This is a genomic window from Rhodococcus sp. BH5 (assembly GCF_027583855.1).
In the GTDB taxonomy this organism is placed as follows: Bacteria; Actinomycetota; Actinomycetes; order Mycobacteriales; family Mycobacteriaceae; genus Rhodococcus_F; species Rhodococcus_F qingshengii.
In genome coordinates this window covers 79,223-97,726 of sequence record NZ_JAJHVW010000012.1, presented here as the reverse complement: position 1 = coordinate 97,726, position 18,504 = coordinate 79,223, and the positions used below count along the sequence as shown (strand labels likewise).

Here is an 18,504-nt window from a genome sequence, read left to right as displayed (position 1 = left end):
GGGAGTGAGCGCCTTTTCTGTGTCTTCCATCGGTTGGCCTGTGATCGAGTGTTCGGTGATCGGGTGCCTGCGTGGTTCTTGCTTACTTGTTGGCTTCCACCCGGTCGAGGTGCAGCAGAACCTGTACTGCGACGGTTGAGCCGTCGAGGCTGCGCCTGGTTGCGCCGGCGATACGTTCGGCCGAAGCGGTGAATCCGGCGACGTCGATCGACGGATCTGCAGTGACGACAATCGACAGCGTCGGCAATCCGCGATCGACCGTCGCTTTGCTCTTGGTGCTCCGCACGCCGGTCAGCTGAGCGAGCTCGGCCGCTACGCCGTCTGCGACGGGTCCGAGATCCACGCTGACGTCGGTACCGGATTCGTTGTGCCGCAATGTGACTGCGCTTGTACGGCGCCGGCGAAGGTTCAGGTACAACAGCCCGAAACCGGCGAAGACACAGAGGACGAAGGTGCCCGACAGTACCCAGTGCCACCACGGCTCCTCCGGAAGGCCGAAGAGGACCTCCCGATCGAGGCGTGACACCCAGGTTCGAATCAGCGACGCGCCCGCGTCCCACGCGATGGCGTATGCGCCCGCCGCGAGGAGTGCGATTCCGACGATGAGGACGATGATCCGATCGACCACGGAGATCCAACGGTTCACGAGGCGTCCTTTCGTCGTACTACAGTTTCTCGCACGACAACCGAAAGTTGCAGTGGCCGCTGCAGTATCGCGAGGTGGGGCCGAACCGCCGCGTCGACGGCTGCGGCAAGTTCAGCTCGATCGCCACCGGTCGATTCGATGTGGACCTTGACGTGTTTACGGTCGACGCTGGTGTGAGCCGAGCCGACGCCGGGAACGACCGCTGCGTGGCTACTGCACAGACGTGCAATGTCAGTCGGCCGCATCCACACCGTCGATGCGCTCGGGTTCCCGAGTGGGACATGGGTTTTCGCACGGCGTTTGATCGCCGACATTATCAGGACAACACCCGCGACAACGGCAGCGATTGCCACCGGAAGTAGCCACGGTTGCCAGTGCAGACGAGACGTCCACTCCACGGAGTTTCGGATCCAGGGTGCCGATTCGAAAGTTCCACGGTTGATGAACCATTCGCGCGAGACGACGAAGGCGAGTGCGAGTAGACCACACGCGATGACGACGGCCGAAACCGCGGCCGCCGGGTTCGCAGAGGGGACCCGCGGCGGAATCGGATCCGAGAGTGCCTGCTGTGCCGGGCCCTCCGCGATCTCGACGCCGGAAACACAGGAGTCGTCAGAACCCTCGGTTGCCGCGATCATCACGTTCATGTCGTGGAGTGGAAGCCCGGTCAGCGATTCGACGCTGCGACCGACTTCCGTTCGCACCCGGCCGGTCAACTCGGTGACCGAACACGGCCAGGACACGGCGAGGAAGAGATTGATCGCGACGGCGTCGCTACCCATCGAGATGTCGGCTCGCGGAAGATCGCGTCCGGTCAGGCGGGTCAAGCCACCGGACTGGCGGACCACCCCCGGGACGTTCACCGCTGCGGCCGTGGCGATCTTGGCCATCGCACGGTCCTTGATGACCAAGGAGCCGCGTAGGCCAGGATCGTCCGCTGCGCTGGGATCGGACGGCTCAGCCACGGCCACGGCTTCGGAGGATCGCGCCGAGGTCGAGATGTCCGTCGCGGTGTGCTCCGATCGCCATACCGGCGGCGCCGAGCAGGACTGCGAAGACGAAACCGCTGAACCCACCCATGATTCCGGCGAGTGCGAGGAGCAGACCGACCAGCAGTCCGACGGTGGTGCTGTTCATGTCAGTTCCCTTCTCGAATGTTCGGTGCAATGTCTGTGACGGTGGCAGGCTCGGTGACTGCGTTTTCGGCATCAACGGGTAGATATCCCGCTGTCGACAGGTCGCCGACGGTCACGTTCACCGGTACGTCGACCAATCTCGCCACCACCGCTCGTACGCGCTCGGCGACGCTGCGAACGTCGGCCGGATAGTGAACGGAAATGTGTACAGCACAGGAGTTTTCGTCGACGACGACGCCGGTGATGCGGCGTCCGGGGAGGTAGGTTCCCACTTCGCCGAACTGTCCTCCGTGCAGATCTGCCACTTCCGGGATGGCAAGAACCGCGTCGGCGACTACCTCGGCCGCGTCGATCTCGCGGCCGGCGTCGGCGGTACTCACTGAACCCTCGGCTTGGCTTCCGGATCGGTACTGCCGCCGCTCTCTGCATCCTCGAAGAGCATGACGTCGAAGACGGTGATGTTGACCTCGGTGACCTCGAGACCCGTCATGCTTTCCACTGCGGCAATGACGTTGCGGCGGATACCTACCGCCAGTTCGTGGAGTGCGACGCCGTACTCGGCGACAATGCCGATGTCGATGGCGGCTTGTTTCTCGCCTACCTCCACCGCCACGCCCTGGGCATGGTTGACGCGGGCGCCCGGTATGCGGTCGCGAAGTGCCCCCACCGCACGCGCTGTGCCCCCGCCGACGTCGTACACGCCGTTGATCTCGCGGGTCGCGATACCGGCGATCTTGGCGACCACGGCGTCGGCGATGATCGTCTTACCCTGGGTGCTGACTAGTTCCGCGCCACCGTCGGCGCCGAATCGGACGCTGTTCTTTTCACTGGAATCGCTGGTCATGGGGGCTCCCTGCTCATGTGTCAGTGCGTGCGTCTGAAGTACCTCCAACTGTAGTGACTGGTAGGTGACCATGCGGGATGCACCACACCTACTCCGGCATTTGGTATGGCAGAGTCGGAGGTAAATAGTGACGGCGTTCATAGTGAGCGCTGCAAGTGACGTGGGTCGGACAGGGTGGTACGTGGTGGCACGGATAGTGATCGTGGGTGCGGGTTTGTCGGGACTGCGGACCGTCGAGGAACTGCGACGAGCTGGTTTCGAAGGTGAATTGACGCTCGCGGGTGGGGAAACGCATCTGCCCTACGACAGGCCTCCGTTGTCGAAGGAAGTGATCCGCGGCGACAAGGACGAGACGACCTTGCGTCCGGCCGAGTTCTACGTCGAGAACAAGGTCGATCTCAAGCTCGGTTCGCCGGCAACCTCGGTGGACACGGTCGCCAAGTCGGTGGCGTTCGCCGACGGATCCACCCTGGACTACCACGAGTTGGTCATCGCGACCGGACTGACTCCGCGTCGCATCGCCGGCCTTCCGGAGTTGTCCGGAGTGCACGTTCTGCGCTCCATCGAGGAAGCGTTGGCCCTCCGCGCCGACCTTGCTCCCGGTAAGCGTGCGCTGATCGTCGGGGCCGGCTTCATCGGCTGCGAACTGGCCGCGAGCATGAAGTCTCACGGCGTCGACGTCGTGTTGCTCGAACCACAGCCGACGCCGCTGGCGTCGGTGCTCGGCCCCACCGTCGGCGCCCTCGTCGAACGTCTGCATCGGAACGAGGGCATCGACGTCCGAGTTGGTACGGGCTTGACCTCGCTGTCCGGCGACGGAGCGGTTGCCGCTGCGACCTTGAGCGACGGTTCGGAAATCCCGGTCGACGTGGTCGCGATCGGAGTCGGTTCGGTGCCGGTCACGGGATGGCTCGACGGTTCGGGGATCGAACTCGACAACGGAGTGCTCTGCGACGGCGTCGGCCGCACCAGCACCGAACACGTCTGGGCGGTCGGTGACGTCGCGTCCTGGCAGATCGGAGATCGACGCAAGCGTGTCGAACACTGGACCAATGCTGGGGACCAGGCCAAGATCCTGGCGGGAGCGATCACCGGAACGGGTGATCCGGACGCGCCGGCGCAGGTTCCGTACTTCTGGAGCGATCAGTACGATGTCAAGATCCAGGCATTGGGGACCGTCGCACCCACGGACACCGTTCACATCGTGAAGGACGACGGCCGAAAGTTCGTCGCCTACTACGAGCGCGACGGTGTGCTGGCAGCTGTCGTCGGCGGCGGTAGCGCGGGAGCTGTGATGAAGATGCGCGCGAAGATCGCAGCCGGCACGCCCATCTCGGACGTGTTGGAGTCCACACCGGCCTGAACGGATGAGGCAGGACCGGTTCCGAGGCGATAGATTTGTGCGGTGATCGTTGCACTCATCGACTCGGGACTGGGCCTGCTCCCTACCTCTGCGTGGCTCAGACGCCTGCGCCCGGATCTCGATCTTGTGCTGTCCCTCGATCCGGACGGCGCCCCCTGGGGACCCAAGCCCGAGCAGTGGGTCGTCGACCGGGTACTCGGTGCGGTGCGGCGGAGCCTCGATCGCGGGGCTCAGGTCATCGTTCTTCCATGCAATACCGCGAGCGTCACCGCTCTCCCACACGTCCGCGAACTGGTCGGACCGGGTGTGCCGGTCATCGGAACGGTGCCCGCGATCAAGCCCGCGGCCGCCGCGTGCGATTCAGTGGCGATCTGGGCTACCGCCGCGACGACTGCCAGCCGGTACCAAGCCGATCTGATCGAACAGTTCGGCAACGGCGCCAAGGTCGTCGGGGTGCCGTGCCACGGCCTGGCCGATTCGATAGACCTCGGTGATCGTGCAGCCGCACTTGCAGCCATCGAATCCGCAGTGGCCCGGACGCCGGACGACGTCAACGGCGTTGTCCTCGGCTGCACGCACTACCCACTGCTCGCGGACGAAATCGCAGCGCGGCTACCCGCCGGCGTCACACTCTTCGACAGTGCCGAAGCCGTTGCACGACAGACCGTGCGGCGGATCGACGGGCTCGGTGACGCGGGTGAAGGATCGGGAACCGTCGAGGTTTTCGTGAGTGGTCGTCCGGGCGCGCTACCGCCCAGCGCCGAAGCCTTCGACGCCGGGCGGTTGTTGGGCGCGATCAAAGCCTGATCCAACCTGTATTCAGCCATTCATCAACGGGCAGCTACTCCGCTCTGTCAATGGGCGGCTACGCCGCTCCGTCAATGGGCGGCTACGCCGCCGTGACCCCCGTGATGCATCCGCGCACTCATCACCGGCATCGCACTCACCGCGACCACAACGGTCAGGACCCCGACCACCCAGGCCGTCCACGACGCACCGCGTAGAGCGTCGAAGCTCATGACCCAGGGTGAAATGAACATCAAGACGCCGAAAACGCCCATCGCGTAATCCGCCATGGCCATGTCCGGACGTGCCATGTGCGCCAGACCCGACAGTGCAACCAGGACACCCAGGACGACGAGTGACCACATTGCCCGATCGGTGGTGTCGAGCCACATCGGCGAGAGAGCCGCAAAGACGCCGAGAACCACCGCGACGGCATCTTGCATTCGATTCCACGACTTCATGACGAGACCTCCAAAGACGAGAGTGTGTCCACCTGTAGTACACGCCCGCGGCAGATCGAGATCAACTCTCCGCCAATTGCATTCGCGTTGCAGTTAGAGGCGATGTGGAGGCTCGAATATCAAGATTTGTGACTATTCGTCCGGATTGCCACGAGCCCGCGCGGAGCGCTGGCCGCGATATGTCCCGAGAGTGCCATGAGGGTGAGAGTGGTGAATGCGATAGCGGCGGTGATCATGGGTGGTCCTTTCACTGACTGTCCTCGAGTGTCGTCTGCCGACCTGTGGCCGAGCAGGGCACACGGTGTGAGGACGCTGAGAGAATCGAAGAGTCCGCACAGACGACCCGTGAGAAGGTTCTGGGGTGACGCAATCGAGTGCTCAGGACGTGATCGAACAGTTGGCCGACCTCGCGGATCCCGCGGATGCCGTCCAGCTACAGAAGTTCTTCAAGACAGCGCCGGGGGAGTACGGCGAGGGTGACGTCTTCATCGGCGTGCGAGTACCGAAGACGCGTTCGGTGGTGAAGAAGCATGTCGGTCTCGAGTTGCCTCAGGTACGCCTCCTTCTCGACAGCGACGTCCACGAGCATCGCTTGGCCGGTCTGTTGATCCTGGTTGCTCGATTCGAAAAGGTCAGTCGCCCAAAATTTTTCGACGACGAGAGTCGCGCCCGCATCGCCGACTTCTATCTCAGCGCTGTCGAGGACGGGCGGGTGAACAATTGGGATCTCGTGGATTCGTCCGCCGGACAGATCCTCGGCGGCTGGCTGTACGACCGAGATCGCCGGCTGATCTTCGAGCTTTCCGATTCGGGTGACCTGTGGCGACGACGGGTGGCGCTGCTGACGACGTACGGATTCATCACTCGCGGCGACGGGTCGACCACGCTCGAGCTTGCCGCGCAGGTGCTGGGTGATCGACGAGACTTGACCCAGAAAGCGATGGGCTGGATGCTCCGCGAGGTGGGCAAGCGGGTGGACCGGGATTTGTTGACCGGTTTCCTCGCGAAGAATGCAGCAGACATGGGACGCACGGCACTGAGCTACGCGTGCGAACACCTGACCGCAGACGAGCGAGCGCACTTCCGGGCGGCCCGCTAGCGAAGTACCGCTCGGTAGGTTGTGGGACGATTCTCGGTATGCCCGCCACCCGTGTCGAGGCGTCTCGAATTGTGACGATCGGTTCACTGATCGCTGCCGGCGTCGCAGCTCTGTGTTATCTCGTGTACTCCGTTCGAGCCGTCGAACCCGTTGATTTTCTCGTCTACCGCTACGCTGCCCAGGCGTTCGCAGCGGGATCGAACATCTACGAGGGCAATCTGACCGGCCCGTTGATCGTCGACGAGGGTATGCCGTTCACCTACACCCCATTCGCGGTGATCTTCCTCTGGCCGACTGTCCTCTTCGACTGGTGGACTGCCTATCTGCTGTGGTCGGCATTGTGCATCGCGGCGTTGGTGTGGACGGTTGCGAGGTTCACTCCCGCTCGCGTCCCCAAGCGGCCGCTCGTCATGGCGGCATTGGTCCTGGCCGTGTCGGTGACCCCCATCGTCAGTGCGCACATCTCATTCGGCCAGGTGAACTTGGTGCTGATGGTGCTCGTACTGCTCGACGTGACTCGCCGAGAGGATTCGAGATTCGGCCGGTGGTTTCCGCGAGGACTGCTGATCGGCGTCGCGGCCGCGATCAAGCTGACTCCGGCTCTCTTCATCGTCTACTTCGTCGTCACGAAGCAGTGGCGACTCGCGATCTGGAGTTCGATCGGATTTGCCGCGGCGACCGCCGTCGCAGCAGTGGTGGACCCGGCCGTCAGCTGGACCTTCTGGTCGGACGTCGTCTGGAACCTCAGCGACCGGGTGGATTTGAGCGGGCAGGCGATCGCGAGTGCCGGCAACAGTTCGCTGCAGGGCGGACTTGCCGCGCTGGGCCCATGGACAGCGTCTCTGGCGATGCCGTCGACCGTGCTGTGCGCGGGGGTAGCGCTATGGATCGCCCGAGATGTCTATCGCGTCGGGCGAGCGGTCGATGCGGCGTTGGTGATCGGATTGAGCGCGCCGATTCTTTCGCCGATCAGCTGGATTCATCACTGGGTGTATCTCGTGCCTGCTGCCGTCACGGTTCTCTTTCGGCTTCGATCGCCGCTGCAGTTCGGTGCGGCCGCTGTGGGGTTGGCCGTCGTCTATTGCGGGCCGAGCATGGGGCAGCAGTTCATCGAGACGTCGCCGCTGCTGCTTCCTCTGGGGTTGGTCCTTCGTGAGGGCTTCCTGATCGTGACCCTGGTGCTGATTCTTGCGCTGTGGCGGTTGCCCACAACGGCGCCGGAGTGGATTACGGGGCGGGACTCGGAAGATGACTCGGGAGACTCCGAACATGACAAAGCCCCCGATTCCGCAGGGAATCAGGGGCCGTCATGCATCGAAGCAGGGTTCAGAACTCGATCTTCAGGTGATCGGTGATCGGCTTCGCCTGGCAACCGAGGATGTAGCCGTTCGCCACGTCCTCGGCGTCGAGGATTTCGGAGTTGTCCATCTGAACTTCGCCTTCGGTGACGGTGCAGGCACACGACCCGCACTCGCCTTCCTGGCAGGAGTACGGCACGTCGAGGCCCTTGGCGAGCATGATGTCGACGAGCGTCTGCTTGCGCGGCCAGACGAGGGTGTGGGTTTCACCGTCCAGTTCGACCTCGACGGTTGCGGCGTCGGCTGCTTCCTCGTCGGAGACCTCGGCTACCTCGACGTCACGGAACGGGTCACCCGCGAGTGAATTGAAGACCTCGGCGTGAACCTGCGTGCGGGGCATGCCGGCCTCTGCCAGTGCCTTGTGGACGGCGTCCATGAAGGGGCCCGGACCGCACATGAAGGCCTCGTACGCGACAAATGGCTTGGCCAGTGTCGCCAACTGTGAGACGGCGGGGAGTCCCTGCACGGTTTCGATCCAGTGGACAACGGTGAGGCGGCCGGGGTGTTGCGCTGCCAATTCGCGAAGTTCGGCGCCGAAGATGACGGACTTCTCGTCGCGATTCGCGTAGATCAGCACGACGTTGCCGCTGCCCTGCGTGAGGGCGGACTTGAGGATCGAGATCACCGGAGTGATACCGCTGCCTGCACCGAAGAGCAGGAAGTCGTGATCGAGCGACTTGGGCGTGAAGACACCTGACGGCGGCAGCACTTCGATGGTGTCGCCGACCTGGAGCTTGTCGCACAACCAGTTGGAGCCGTAGCCGTCGACGGTTCGCTTGACGGTCACCTTGGGGGCGTCGTCGGTGAAGGGTGAACTGGCCAGCGAGTAGCAGCGTGCGACCGAGCCGGTCTGATCACTCGGGATGCGCAGGGTCAGGAATTGACCTGGCTTGTAGTCGAACTTGTCCTTCAGTTCTGCGGGAATCTCGAACACCAGCGACCGGGCGTCGGAAGTCTCTTCGATGACTCCGGACACGGTGAGTACCGCCGATCGCGAGCTGTGCGGTACCTCGACTGTCGTCATCGCGAAGCTAGTCCTCTCGTGAAGCTGGGTAAAGCGCAGGTCAGTGAAGTGCAACATCTAGAACGTGTTCTAGTTCAATGTTAGCAGTGATGAAAAGCTACTGGGGATCGTAGTCGCCGAGCAACACGTTCCCGATCAGCGGGAACCACGGCGGTCTGATCCAGCCGTCCTGGCAGTCCGGGGTGGCGTCGACCTGCCCGAACGGGCGGTTCGTGAGCGGCGTCCGGGCGGTTGAGCTGCCGAAGTCTGTGCACGGGCTGTTTGTCGGTACACAGTGGGAACCAGGTGAGACGCCGGTCACAAAGATTCGGCTCGAATCCCTCCCACAGTCACATTCGTGCACATCCCTGAGGAGATACCGATGGCTATCGAGCTCAACCAGATCTGGGACTTTCCCATCAAGGAGTTCCACCCCTTCCCTCGCGCCCTGATGGGTGTGGGCGCTCACGACATCATCGGGGTGGAGGCCAAGAACCTCGGCTTCAAGCGCACCCTTCTGATGACGACCGGTCTGCGCGGTTCGGGCATCATCGAGGAACTCGTCGGCAAGATCGAGTACCAGGGTGTCGAGGTCGTGCTCTACGACAAGGTCGAGTCGAATCCCAAGGACTACAACGTCATGGAGGCCGCGGCTCTCTACCAGAAGGAGAAGTGCGACTCGATCATCTCGATCGGCGGTGGTTCGAGCCACGACGCCGCCAAGGGCGCTCGCGTCGTGATCGCACACGACGGTCGCAACATCAACGAGTTCGAGGGCTTCGCCAAGTCCACCAACAAGGAGAACCCGCCCCATATCGCCGTATCCACCACGGCCGGAACGGGTTCCGAGACGTCGTGGGCGTACGTCATCACCGACACGTCGGACATGAACAACCCGCACAAGTGGGTGGGCTTCGACGAGGCGACCATCGTCACCCTGGCGATTGACGATCCGCTGCTCTACTACACCTGCCCTCAGCATTTCACCGCGTACTGCGGCTTCGACGTACTCGCGCACGGCAGTGAGCCTTTCGTGTCTCGTCTCGATTTCGCGCCTTCGCTCGGTAACGCGATCTACTCGGTCGAGTTGGTCGCGAAGAACCTGCGCGAGGCCGTCTTCGAGCCGCGCAACCTCAAGGCCCGCGAGGGAATGATGAACGCGCAGTACATTGCCGGGCAGGCCTTCAACTCCGGTGGCCTCGGCATCGTTCACTCGATCTCGCACGCGGTCAGTGCCTTCTTCGACAGCCACCACGGTCTGAACAACGCCATCGCGTTGCCGCGTGTGTGGGAGTACAACCTGCCTTCGCGCTACGAGCGCTACGCCCAGTTGGCCGGCGCACTCGGTGTCGACACTCGCAACCTCACCACGGTTCAGGCCGCAGATGCTGCCGTCGAGGCTGCCATCCGTCTGGCCAAGGACGTCGGTATCCCCGACAACTTCGGTCAAGTTCGCACCGACTCGTACGCGAAGAACCAGATGAACACCAAGAAGTACGAGGGCCGTGGTGATGTCATCAAGGGTGACGAGAAGACTGTGCGCGCCATCTCCGAGCACATTCAGGACGACTGGTGCACCCCGGGCAATCCCCGTGAGGTCACCGTGGAGTCGATGATCCCGGTTGTCGATCACGCGATCAACAAGTCGTACTTCTAGCAGGGCCTTCGGCCCCGTGCGCCTTTTTGGTAGCCCGCACTACCAAAAAGGCGCACAGGGGCTTGCCCCCCCATGAAAGGTGTTCCATGTCCGGTCGCAGTTTCTCCAGCGGAATCGAAGTGAAAGATGCTCTGCGAGAGCAGGACTACATTGCCGATGACGAGTTCGCGGTAGTCGTTCATCTGGCGACGGCGCTGGGGCGCCCGCTCCTGCTCGAAGGGCCGGCCGGTGTCGGCAAGACGGAACTGGCTAAGTCTCTGGCTGCGATCGGGGGCCGCAAACTGGTGCGATTGCAGTGCTACGAAGGGCTGGACGACAATCGCGCCCTGTACGAATGGGACTACGCGAAGCAACTCCTGCACGTGCAGATGCTCCGCGACCGGATCAGCGATCAGGTTTCCGAATTCGACAGCGTCGCCGAAGCGTCCAAGTTTCTGGCCGATCAGGATTTCGGTTTGTACTCCGAGAACTTCCTGTCCGTACGACCGCTGCTCGAAGCAATCCTCTCACCCGATCCGGTAGTGCTTCTGGTCGACGAGGTAGACCGCACCGAGGAATCGATGGAAGCACTGCTCCTCGAAATTCTCGCCGAACAGCAGATCACCATTCCCGAGGTCGGTACGTTCGTTGCCCGCTCGCAGCCCTGGGTCATCCTGACGTCCAACGACACCCGCGAGCTCTCACCCGCACTCAAGCGTCGTTGTCTGCATTACCATCTCGGCTATCCGACGTCGGAGCGTGAACGCGAGATCGTCACGGCCCGAGCGCCGGAGGTGGATTCGGCTACGGCCACCGAGGTCGTCGAATTGGCTCGCATCCTGCGTGACCTCCCGCTGCGCAAGAGTCCGTCCATCTCGGAGGTCATCGACGCGGCCAGAGCGGCAACAGTGCTCGCGGCCGGCGGATTCGACACCGCTTCCGACGCCAAGGTGCGCGACATCCTGCTCACGGCGTTGCTCAAGTACTCGTCCGATGTGACGCTGGCCAAGGAACGATTCGACGGAAAGCGTTTCGAATCATCGTCGCGTGACGGTGGCGAGCCGATCGAGCGGGCCACGGTGGCAAGCAAACCCGCCAACACGACGACGGCCGTGTTCCGGGGCACGGGTGGACGTGACCCTCATCAACAGGGAATCCGCGGCGGCAGCGGAATCCGTTCGACGCGATGACGACGCTCGGTGGCCTTGCCGTGTGGCAACCGTCCTTTGTTCTCGACGTGGTGTCCGCGAGTTTCGGCCGATTGCTGAGGGCGGCCGGAGTTTCCGCGTCACCGGCCGAGGTCATCGAGGTTCGGCGTGTTCTCGCGATGGTCGGCGCTTCGGATCGTGAGACGTTGCGAGCATGTCTTCGGGCAGTGTGCGCCAAGTACTCTCACGAGCAGGCCGGTTTCGATCGGGCATTCGACGCGCTGTTCCGGCCGGCCGCAGGCAAAGCGCACGGCGAGCGGATGGGTTCGCGCGCCGAGGTGGCGGACGGTCTGCCCACCGCGCTGGGGATCGACGAGGATCAAGAAGTTGGTCGGTACGCCGAGTACAACGAGCGTGCGGCCGAGGTCGGCGACTACTTCGACACTCCGGAAGCGGAGAAGGGCTTCAACCCGCACAAGGACGACGACGATGTGTCGATGACATCGAGCGATGCCGAACTGTCGGTCGATACCGGTTCGGAGACCGGTCGACGCGGAGTCAGTTACACGGTCGACGTGGACCGTGCAGCATCGGCGGTGGTCGGTGACCTGAGCACCAGTGTTGCTGCAGCAGTGGTCGGCTCGCTGTCCTGGGACGATCCGACGTCGATCCTCGCCTGGTTGGATGCCTACGACCCGAGCAAAGCGTATGCAGATGTCTCCGACGACGGGCCGCTGACGCAGGCGCAACTGAACCGGCTCGTCGAGGCGGTCGAAGCGTTCGTGCAAGCACTCTCGGCCGCTGCACTCGCCGAAACCGCTCCCGATGCGCCCGACAGTGAATCTGCCGCGGGCGCAACGCACAACGACATCGAACTCGCGTGCCACGAAGTGCTTCGGCGGATGAGAGGACCGTCCAGACCTCGGCCCCGTGAGCGCTCTCGTGGGCATCTCGACATGCGGCGCACGGTGCGTTCGAGCCTGCGCACCGACGGGATACCCTTCCATCTGGTCGTGAAAGCTCCTCGCCCCGATCGTGTTCGACTACTTCTCATCGCCGACGTGTCGCTGTCCGTGCGCCCCATCACCGCGTTCACTCTGCGCTTGGCTCAGGCAATGCATCGCCGAGCAGATCGTTGTGAAGTCCTCGCCTTCGTCGATCGTCCGGTCGACGTGACCGACACCCTTCTCGCCAGTAGTGGTGACGGCGCACTGGCCGCGGTACTCGCGCACCCGGGTCTGGATCTGGAAGCCAGCAGCGATTACGGGCGGGTGCTCACAGAATTGTTGGACGAGCACGGAAACACCTTGAACTCACGGACGTCTGTCATCATCGTGGGCGACGGTCGGTGCAACGGGTTGCCCCCGCAGGCGGACAAGCTCGAGGAACTCCGCCGAAAGGTCCACCGTCTGGCCTGGATTACGCCTGAACCACAGCGTTACTGGAACCAGGCATCGTGCGCGATGCCGGAGTATTCGGAGATCTGCGACGAGGTTGTTGTTGCCCGAGATGCCGCGCAACTGATGGCAAAGGCCGCCGAGCTGGGGCACGCACTTCGCTGATGTCAGTGCACTTCACCGATGTCACTGCGCGATCTGTCGTGAACTAGTTTGATCTCATGTCCGAAATCAGGGGATCGATCTGGCGACCGATCGCGGCGCTGACAGTGCTCGGCGCCGTGTGTGGGGTTGTGGCGCTCGGCGTGTTTCAGTGGTGGTGGAAGTCGTTGGCGTCACCGCACATTCTCACCGGAGGATCCTATCGGGAGCCGTTTTCCGAACCGACATACACCGGACCCGGATTCATGGACCTCTTTCCGGCAGAACCTGCCCCGTGGCTGTACTCGGGACTGGTCCTCGGACCGACGGCGGTGGGCTTGCTCGCCGGGATCGTGTTCGTGGTGTTCGTCCGGTGTAATCGTGCGCAGAACCGCACGATTGCACCGGACGAATCATCAGAGCGCTAGCAACGCGCGCGAGCGCAGGCGAGGGTCTGCCAACGGACGTAGCGCCAAGCGCAGCAGGACCAAGACGTTGTCGTCGCCGGCAATCCTGTTGACTTTCAACGTATTGCACTCGACGCACTGGTGAACGAGCATCCATTCACCGTCTTGACGGACCGACAGGCACAGCGCCGCCATGGCACCTCGGCACTGTTGTGCTCGGTCGCCCGGAACGCGACCGTCCACGTGGCGGCTGGCCAGACAGTTCGGGCAGTGGTTCCGATGAGCGGTACCCGGCGCCGCAGTGGAGATGTCCAAACGGCATGTGAGACAACGGAAGCTCGATCCTTGTTCTCCGCCGATTCCGTGCAGTACGTGCTTGGCCCGTTGCGGTGCCCGCCGCGGGCGGGTGCTGGGATTCCTACGTGGCATCTGATTCCCCTTCACAAGTCGCCGAAGGCTTCGAGCGGGAAGGGCGGTTGCGCGAGCGGCCGCACTGCCATTCTCATCAACAACAACTGGTTGTCGTCTCGGCTGACGGGGTTGGAGGTGAGCTCGAGGCACTGTGCGCAGCGGTGGATGATCATCCAATCGCCACTGCGCAGTACAGCGATCGAAATGGGAGCCATCCGCATTCCGCAGTCCGACGGTCCACCTTCCACCTGGTCGAACAGGTGTCGGGAATGCAGGCAACTGGGGCAGTGGTTTCGGCGATCACCATCGGGGCCGTACGTCATGACTGTGAGTCCGCACTGAATGCAAGAGAAGGTGTCGGTTTTCGAGATGGAATTGTGTGATTGAGGCACTGGAGAACTCCTAGCTGAGTGAACAAAGCAGTAGGAGCAGGCCGAGGGGGCCTCGCGGCTGTCAGTCCGACGTTTCGAGGATCAGCATGTGACCCTCGAGGTTGCCGGCAGTGCAGGGGCGAGAGGCGCGCTCGGCGCGGGCTGGGTCATAAACACCTTCTGAATCGGTTCTACGGGCCACTCTGGCCGCAACCGAAAGTACAGCGGGACCTTCTCGCCGCGCCATTCATTTTCCCGAGACGCCTTACCTGCCCGAACGGGTAGGTAAGCGCCTCTCCTTCGGTGGGTGTGCCCCGACTGCTGTCCGCGTAGGCTCGGGGCCAGCGATTGTAAGGTGGATCACACCAGTTTGTGCACGTGGGAGTTGATGCGCTGAGAGCGACGGATGCGAAATCCCGACCGGAGATCTCAGAGCAGCGAGAGGAGAGTGGGGTCGTGTCCGTGGCATACCCGGATGCTGTGAACCACGGTGTTCATCGCCGCGGCACTGCTGCTCGACTGGTCAAATTTCACGCCCCCGAGATCGTCTTCGGTATCGGTTCCCTGGTCGAGGCAGCACACGCGACTCTGAGGTTCGGCGGGTTCCGACCATTCCTGGTCACCGATCCCGGTCTGATCGACGCGGGATGGGTCGGCGAACTCGAAGACCATCTCACGGAGCAGGGATTGACGGCGACGGTGTGGTCAGGGCTGACGCCCAATCCCAAGGACTTCGAGATCGCGGCCGGTTTCGAGGTGTACCAGGAAGGCGAGTGTGACGTCATCATCGCGCTCGGCGGCGGTTCGGTCATCGACGCGGCTAAAGGTGTAGCCGTCCTCGCTGCCAACGGTGGCAACATACTCGACTACGAGGGGGTAGATCAGGCGACCAAACCGATCCCGCCGTTGGTGATGGTTCCCACCACGTCCGGCACGGGCGCGGACGTGTCGCAGTTCTGCATCGTCACGGACACGACCCGCGGCACCAAGATCACCATCATCGGCCGGGCGCTGGTTCCCGATGTGACGGTCATCGATCCGCGGTTGCTCACGACGATGCCCGAGTGGCTCAATGCGGCAACAGGATTGGACGCACTGACGCACGGAATCGAAGCCTTCGTCTCACTGGCGCACAATCCGTTGACCGATCATCACGCGCTCCGCGCTGTCGGCCTCGTGACCGAGAATCTGGTGCACACGATCCAGGACCCGATGGAGATGGAAGCTCGATCGGTGATGGCGCAGGCGAGCCTCGAGGCCGGGTTGGCGTTCACCAACGCGATACTCGGAGCCGCGCACGCCATGAGCCATCAGGTGGGCGGCATGCTCGACCTTCCGCACGGCGTCATCAACGGAATTCTCTTGCCCCACGTCATCCGGTTCAATTCCACCACGGACGCCGCCCCCTTTGTCGCCATCGCTGCGGCACTGAGTCTTCCCGAGCAGCGCGGCACCCCGGAGGAAGCAGCGCTGGCGGTGGCCGACCGTGTCGAACGTCTCGCCCGGGAGGTCGGTGTGCCGAAGGGGCTGGGGGAGTTGGGTGTTCGCGAGGAAGACCTGAGTAGGCTCGCCAGCTTCGCGTTGCTCGACGCCTGCATGTCCACCAATCCCAGGGAAGCGACGCAGGAACAGATGGTGGCGTTGTTCCGAGGTGCCTTGTGAAGATGGACGCTGTGAAGAGGGCCGCTGTGAATTGGTGCAGGCGATGACCGCGGACCTGTCCCGGCTCACCGGATTACGATCGGGTAAGAGTTCGTTCTACCCGCAGTATCGCGGTGCGGCCGAGCGCCTCGAACGCGTCGTGCATGCCTTGGAGTTGATCTCGCGGGCTTTGGTGCGCACCGTCGAGGGGCCGGAAACCCTCGTCTGCGCGGTCGCGGAAGCTGCCCGTGCGCATCTGAGTGCCAACTGGATAGTCTTCGCCTTGGCTGACGGAACTTTGCCCGACGCCGGACCACGGCGACTGGTTCTCGGCCCGGACGCCACCCCTTTTCTGGTCGACAATGTGGAGGGGCCGCCACTTCCGGAGGATGTCGTCGAATGCCTCGACGACATCCGGTACGGAAGAATCGAATCCAACTCGGTGATCGACGCGCACTACGCGTTTGTGCCGATCGTGCTCGGTGGCGGCGTGGTAGGTGCCTTTGCAGCCTGGACGCCGGCCAACCGAACCCTCGACACGACGGACGGAGCCGTGCTCAGCATTCTGGCCAGCCAGACTGCTGTGGCTCTGCAGAATTCGGCGCTCTATCAGCGCGGACAACTGCTGCTCGAGCGTGCCGAAGATGCGTATGCGGAGGCCAATCGTACTGCAGCCGACCTTGCGGTGCGCAACAGCGAATTGGAGTCCACCCAGCGTCAACTCGGAGTGGCGCACCGGCACCAAGTGGTCGACGACGAACGTCACCGGATCGCCCGCGAACTGCACGACAGTGTGACACAGGCGGTGTTGTCGGCCGGCATGCAGATCGAGGTCTGCCGGAGTGACATCCCGGAGGCTGAACGCAGTGAAAGACTGGACTTGGCAAAGGATTTGACCAGGAGGGCGGTCGAGCAGCTTCGTTCGGCGATCTACGCGCTCAATCATTCGTCGGACGCGGACCGGACGTCGTTGCCCGAGATGCTCGAGCAACTCGGCGTGGTTCACATGCCGGACGAGTTGGCGGTGAGCGTTCGCGTCGGCGGTACCCCGACCGAACTTCCGGGCGATGCCGAACACGCTCTTCTCCGGATCGCGGGGGAAGCTCTCTTCAATGCAGCGGTCCATGCTCACGCGAATCGGGCGGTGCTACGTCTGACCTATCGGGCGGACTCCGTGTTGCTGTCGGTCTCCGACGACGGTGACGGCGACCCTGCGCGAATGCGTCTGATCCTCAAACTCGCAGCCACCAACGACGTCGACGGCCGCCATCGCGGTCTCGCGAACATGCAGGCGCGAACACTCGAGTTGGGTGGTGCGCTCGAAGTACGGCGCGCGCGGATCGGTGGGATTCAGATTCTCGTGCGACTACCACTGCCGTTCGACTCGGGCATGGAAAACCTTTGCTCCACAACTGAAATCGAGAGCGAGGAATCATGACCACTGCGCGTCCCGTCATCACCCGCGGAGCATCGCCGGTTCAGGGATTGGTTCGAATCGTCCTGGTCGACGACCATGCAATTCTGCGGCAAGGGCTCCGCTCGGTTCTCGAGCGCGAAAGCGATCTCGAGATCGTGGGGGAGGCTTCGTCCCTCGCCGAGGCACTCGCCGTGGTCGACAAGGTCGGCCCGGACATCGTCCTGATGGATCTCAAACTCTCCGCCAGTTCCGACTACGAGGGACTGACCCTGTGTGGCCAGCTGTCCTCGGCGCATCCCGGCCTCGGACTGTTGGTTCTCACCACGTTTCTCGACGATTAACTGGTGGTGCGAGCGGTGCACGCGGGTGCTCGCGGCTATGTCGTCAAAGACGTCGACACCACCGAATTGGTGCGTGCGATCAGGGCGGTCTCGCGGGGTGAGAGTGCGTTCGATTCGCGCAGCGCGTCAGCTGTCGTGCGATCGCTCAACGGGCAGTCGTCGTCGAAAGAACGATTGACCGATCGCGAACTCGAAGTGCTCAGACTCCTCGCAAACGGCTTGTCCAACATCAAAATCGGTGAGAGATTGTTCATCTCACCGACCACCGTCAAGTTTCACGTCAGCAACATCATGCGCAAACTCGAGGTGAGCCGTCGAGCAGAGGCCGTCTACGCCGCGAGTAAGCAAGGTCTGATCTAGCTCTGCTCGGAGACCGTCCAGGCGCGCAGCGCTTGATGCTGTAGGAGGAGCACGCTCGAACGAGTTGTGCGCAGAGTCGACGCGGTCATCTCGGCAGTCAGACCCACTGCGATTCGTAGTACCAGAACCTCACGTTGGTCGTCGGTCAGGCGGCGCGGGCGTTTGAATTGTCCGTCGATGTTGCGTGACTGGGGAATTGACGCAATTCGTCGAGAGGCCAACTCGTACGCGAAGGTCTCGATGCGTGTGTCGGCCGAGATCGTGTCGGACATTCGTGTGACGACGTCCAGGGTGCATTGGTGGGCGAGATCGTCGGCGAACGTCGCGACGGGCGTCCCGAGGAGTCTGGCGCGATAGTAGAGAACGACGCGAGGGTGCAACCGGGCCAGTAGTTTCGACAATGCATGGTGATCACCGGCGAATGCCTCGGCGGCGGTGCGATTCAGGGAAATCGATCGTTCACAGGTTTCGGGTGAAGCGGTACGCGCGAAGGGTGGAGTCGGTGAAGTGTTCGCGCCCCTGATCGACAGCTTCATCA

Annotated in this window: 20 protein-coding genes and 1 pseudogene; 11 read left to right on the top strand and 10 right to left on the bottom strand. The window is 63.0% G+C overall.

Features of this window, described 5'->3' with window-relative positions; all coding sequences use genetic code 11:
* Positions 1 to 82 precede the first annotated feature (82 nt).
* From RhoBH5_RS25655 to RhoBH5_RS25635, 5 genes are read right to left on the bottom strand one after another with little or no spacing between them, the layout of a single operon-like run.
* Positions 83 to 646 (bottom strand): hypothetical protein, encoded by a 564-nt coding sequence (locus tag RhoBH5_RS25655; RefSeq protein ID WP_042921019.1) that lies wholly within the window; start codon positions 644 to 646, stop codon positions 83 to 85.
* A complete protein-coding gene (locus RhoBH5_RS25650) occupies positions 643 to 1,617 on the bottom strand; it encodes an Asp23/Gls24 family envelope stress response protein (RefSeq protein ID WP_007728390.1) in 975 nt (324 codons plus the stop codon). Before RhoBH5_RS25650 ends, RhoBH5_RS25655 begins: the two co-directional genes overlap by 4 nt.
* Positions 1,604 to 1,783 carry a hypothetical protein gene (locus RhoBH5_RS25645; RefSeq protein WP_003942043.1) on the bottom strand — a complete coding sequence of 60 codons (180 nt, stop codon included), beginning with the start codon at positions 1,781 to 1,783 and terminating at the stop codon, positions 1,604 to 1,606. Before RhoBH5_RS25645 ends, RhoBH5_RS25650 begins: the two co-directional genes overlap by 14 nt.
* Position 1,784: 1 nt before the next feature.
* Positions 1,785 to 2,162 carry a hypothetical protein gene (locus RhoBH5_RS25640; protein ID WP_042453130.1) on the bottom strand — a complete coding sequence of 126 codons (378 nt, stop codon included), beginning with the start codon at positions 2,160 to 2,162 and terminating at the stop codon, positions 1,785 to 1,787.
* Positions 2,159 to 2,626 carry an Asp23/Gls24 family envelope stress response protein gene (locus RhoBH5_RS25635; protein ID WP_003941912.1) on the bottom strand — a complete coding sequence of 156 codons (468 nt, stop codon included), beginning with the start codon at positions 2,624 to 2,626 and terminating at the stop codon, positions 2,159 to 2,161. Before RhoBH5_RS25635 ends, RhoBH5_RS25640 begins: the two co-directional genes overlap by 4 nt.
* 184 nt (positions 2,627 to 2,810) lie before the next feature.
* Between RhoBH5_RS25635 and RhoBH5_RS25630 the strand changes: the two genes are divergently transcribed.
* Together RhoBH5_RS25630 and RhoBH5_RS25625 are read left to right on the top strand one after the other, a co-directional pair.
* Entirely contained in the window at positions 2,811 to 3,989 is a 1,179-nt protein-coding gene (locus RhoBH5_RS25630; RefSeq protein ID WP_080726736.1) for an NAD(P)/FAD-dependent oxidoreductase, read from the top strand.
* A gap of 42 nt (positions 3,990 to 4,031) precedes the next feature.
* Positions 4,032 to 4,796 (top strand): glutamate racemase, encoded by a 765-nt coding sequence (locus RhoBH5_RS25625; RefSeq protein WP_162114653.1) that lies wholly within the window; start codon positions 4,032 to 4,034, stop codon positions 4,794 to 4,796.
* Between the two features lie 71 nt (positions 4,797 to 4,867).
* Here the strand turns inward: RhoBH5_RS25625 and RhoBH5_RS25620 are convergent, their stop codons facing one another.
* Positions 4,868 to 5,236 (bottom strand): SPW repeat domain-containing protein, encoded by a 369-nt coding sequence (locus tag RhoBH5_RS25620; protein WP_003941901.1) that lies wholly within the window; start codon positions 5,234 to 5,236, stop codon positions 4,868 to 4,870.
* A gap of 361 nt (positions 5,237 to 5,597) precedes the next feature.
* On the opposite strand from RhoBH5_RS25620, the gene RhoBH5_RS25615 reads away from it, so the two are divergent.
* Entirely contained in the window at positions 5,598 to 6,335 is a 738-nt protein-coding gene (locus tag RhoBH5_RS25615) for a DNA alkylation repair protein (RefSeq protein WP_058038130.1), read from the top strand.
* Between the two features lie 38 nt (positions 6,336 to 6,373).
* Positions 6,374 to 7,690, top strand: a complete 1,317-nt coding sequence (locus RhoBH5_RS25610; RefSeq protein ID WP_270008943.1) for a glycosyltransferase 87 family protein — start codon at positions 6,374 to 6,376, stop codon at positions 7,688 to 7,690.
* Here RhoBH5_RS25610 and RhoBH5_RS25605 read toward each other — a convergent pair.
* On the bottom strand, positions 7,662 to 8,717 hold the full coding sequence (locus tag RhoBH5_RS25605) for a ferredoxin--NADP reductase (RefSeq protein WP_003941851.1): 1,056 nt from the start codon (positions 8,715 to 8,717) through the stop codon (positions 7,662 to 7,664). The genes RhoBH5_RS25610 and RhoBH5_RS25605 overlap by 29 nt on opposite strands.
* A gap of 361 nt (positions 8,718 to 9,078) precedes the next feature.
* On the opposite strand from RhoBH5_RS25605, the gene mdo reads away from it, so the two are divergent.
* The 4 genes from mdo (at position 9,079) to RhoBH5_RS25585 (ending at position 13,446) form a co-directional block, all read left to right on the top strand.
* A complete protein-coding gene (gene mdo / locus RhoBH5_RS25600; protein WP_003942095.1) occupies positions 9,079 to 10,353 on the top strand; it encodes an NDMA-dependent methanol dehydrogenase in 1,275 nt (424 codons plus the stop codon).
* A gap of 86 nt (positions 10,354 to 10,439) precedes the next feature.
* Positions 10,440 to 11,522, top strand: a complete 1,083-nt coding sequence (locus tag RhoBH5_RS25595; protein WP_042453145.1) for a MadB family AAA-type ATPase — start codon at positions 10,440 to 10,442, stop codon at positions 11,520 to 11,522.
* On the top strand, positions 11,519 to 13,042 hold the full coding sequence (madC, locus tag RhoBH5_RS25590; protein WP_042921003.1) for a MadC family VWA domain-containing protein: 1,524 nt from the start codon (positions 11,519 to 11,521) through the stop codon (positions 13,040 to 13,042). The genes RhoBH5_RS25595 and madC overlap by 4 nt, the downstream gene beginning before the upstream one ends.
* Before the next feature lie 56 nt (positions 13,043 to 13,098).
* Positions 13,099 to 13,446: a hypothetical protein gene (locus tag RhoBH5_RS25585; protein ID WP_047268921.1), complete on the top strand. Its 348-nt coding sequence runs from the start codon at positions 13,099 to 13,101 to the stop codon at positions 13,444 to 13,446.
* Here RhoBH5_RS25585 and RhoBH5_RS25580 read toward each other — a convergent pair.
* Both RhoBH5_RS25580 and RhoBH5_RS25575 read right to left on the bottom strand, forming a co-directional pair.
* Positions 13,435 to 13,854: an RNHCP domain-containing protein gene (locus RhoBH5_RS25580; RefSeq protein WP_037129880.1), complete on the bottom strand. Its 420-nt coding sequence runs from the start codon at positions 13,852 to 13,854 to the stop codon at positions 13,435 to 13,437. The two genes, RhoBH5_RS25585 and RhoBH5_RS25580, sit on opposite strands and share 12 nt — an antisense overlap.
* A gap of 11 nt (positions 13,855 to 13,865) precedes the next feature.
* Entirely contained in the window at positions 13,866 to 14,228 is a 363-nt protein-coding gene (locus tag RhoBH5_RS25575; RefSeq protein WP_003941922.1) for an RNHCP domain-containing protein, read from the bottom strand.
* A 435-nt stretch (positions 14,229 to 14,663) separates the two neighbouring features.
* On the opposite strand from RhoBH5_RS25575, the gene RhoBH5_RS25570 reads away from it, so the two are divergent.
* The 3 genes and pseudogenes from RhoBH5_RS25570 (at position 14,664) to RhoBH5_RS25560 (ending at position 17,966) form a co-directional block, all read left to right on the top strand.
* Positions 14,664 to 15,869: an iron-containing alcohol dehydrogenase gene (locus RhoBH5_RS25570; RefSeq protein WP_212633889.1), complete on the top strand. Its 1,206-nt coding sequence runs from the start codon at positions 14,664 to 14,666 to the stop codon at positions 15,867 to 15,869.
* 43 nt (positions 15,870 to 15,912) lie between these two features.
* Positions 15,913 to 17,286 carry a MadS family sensor histidine kinase gene (locus RhoBH5_RS25565; protein WP_003941844.1) on the top strand — a complete coding sequence of 458 codons (1,374 nt, stop codon included), beginning with the start codon at positions 15,913 to 15,915 and terminating at the stop codon, positions 17,284 to 17,286.
* A pseudogene (locus RhoBH5_RS25560) lies at positions 17,283 to 17,966 on the top strand (MadR family response regulator transcription factor). The gene RhoBH5_RS25565 and the pseudogene RhoBH5_RS25560 overlap by 4 nt, the downstream one beginning before the upstream one ends.
* On the opposite strand, the gene RhoBH5_RS25555 reads toward RhoBH5_RS25560, so the two are convergent.
* Positions 17,963 to 18,502 (bottom strand): hypothetical protein, encoded by a 540-nt coding sequence (locus RhoBH5_RS25555; RefSeq protein WP_007728324.1) that lies wholly within the window; start codon positions 18,500 to 18,502, stop codon positions 17,963 to 17,965. The pseudogene RhoBH5_RS25560 and the gene RhoBH5_RS25555 sit on opposite strands and share 4 nt — an antisense overlap.
* Between the last annotated feature and the right edge of the window lie 2 nt (positions 18,503 to 18,504).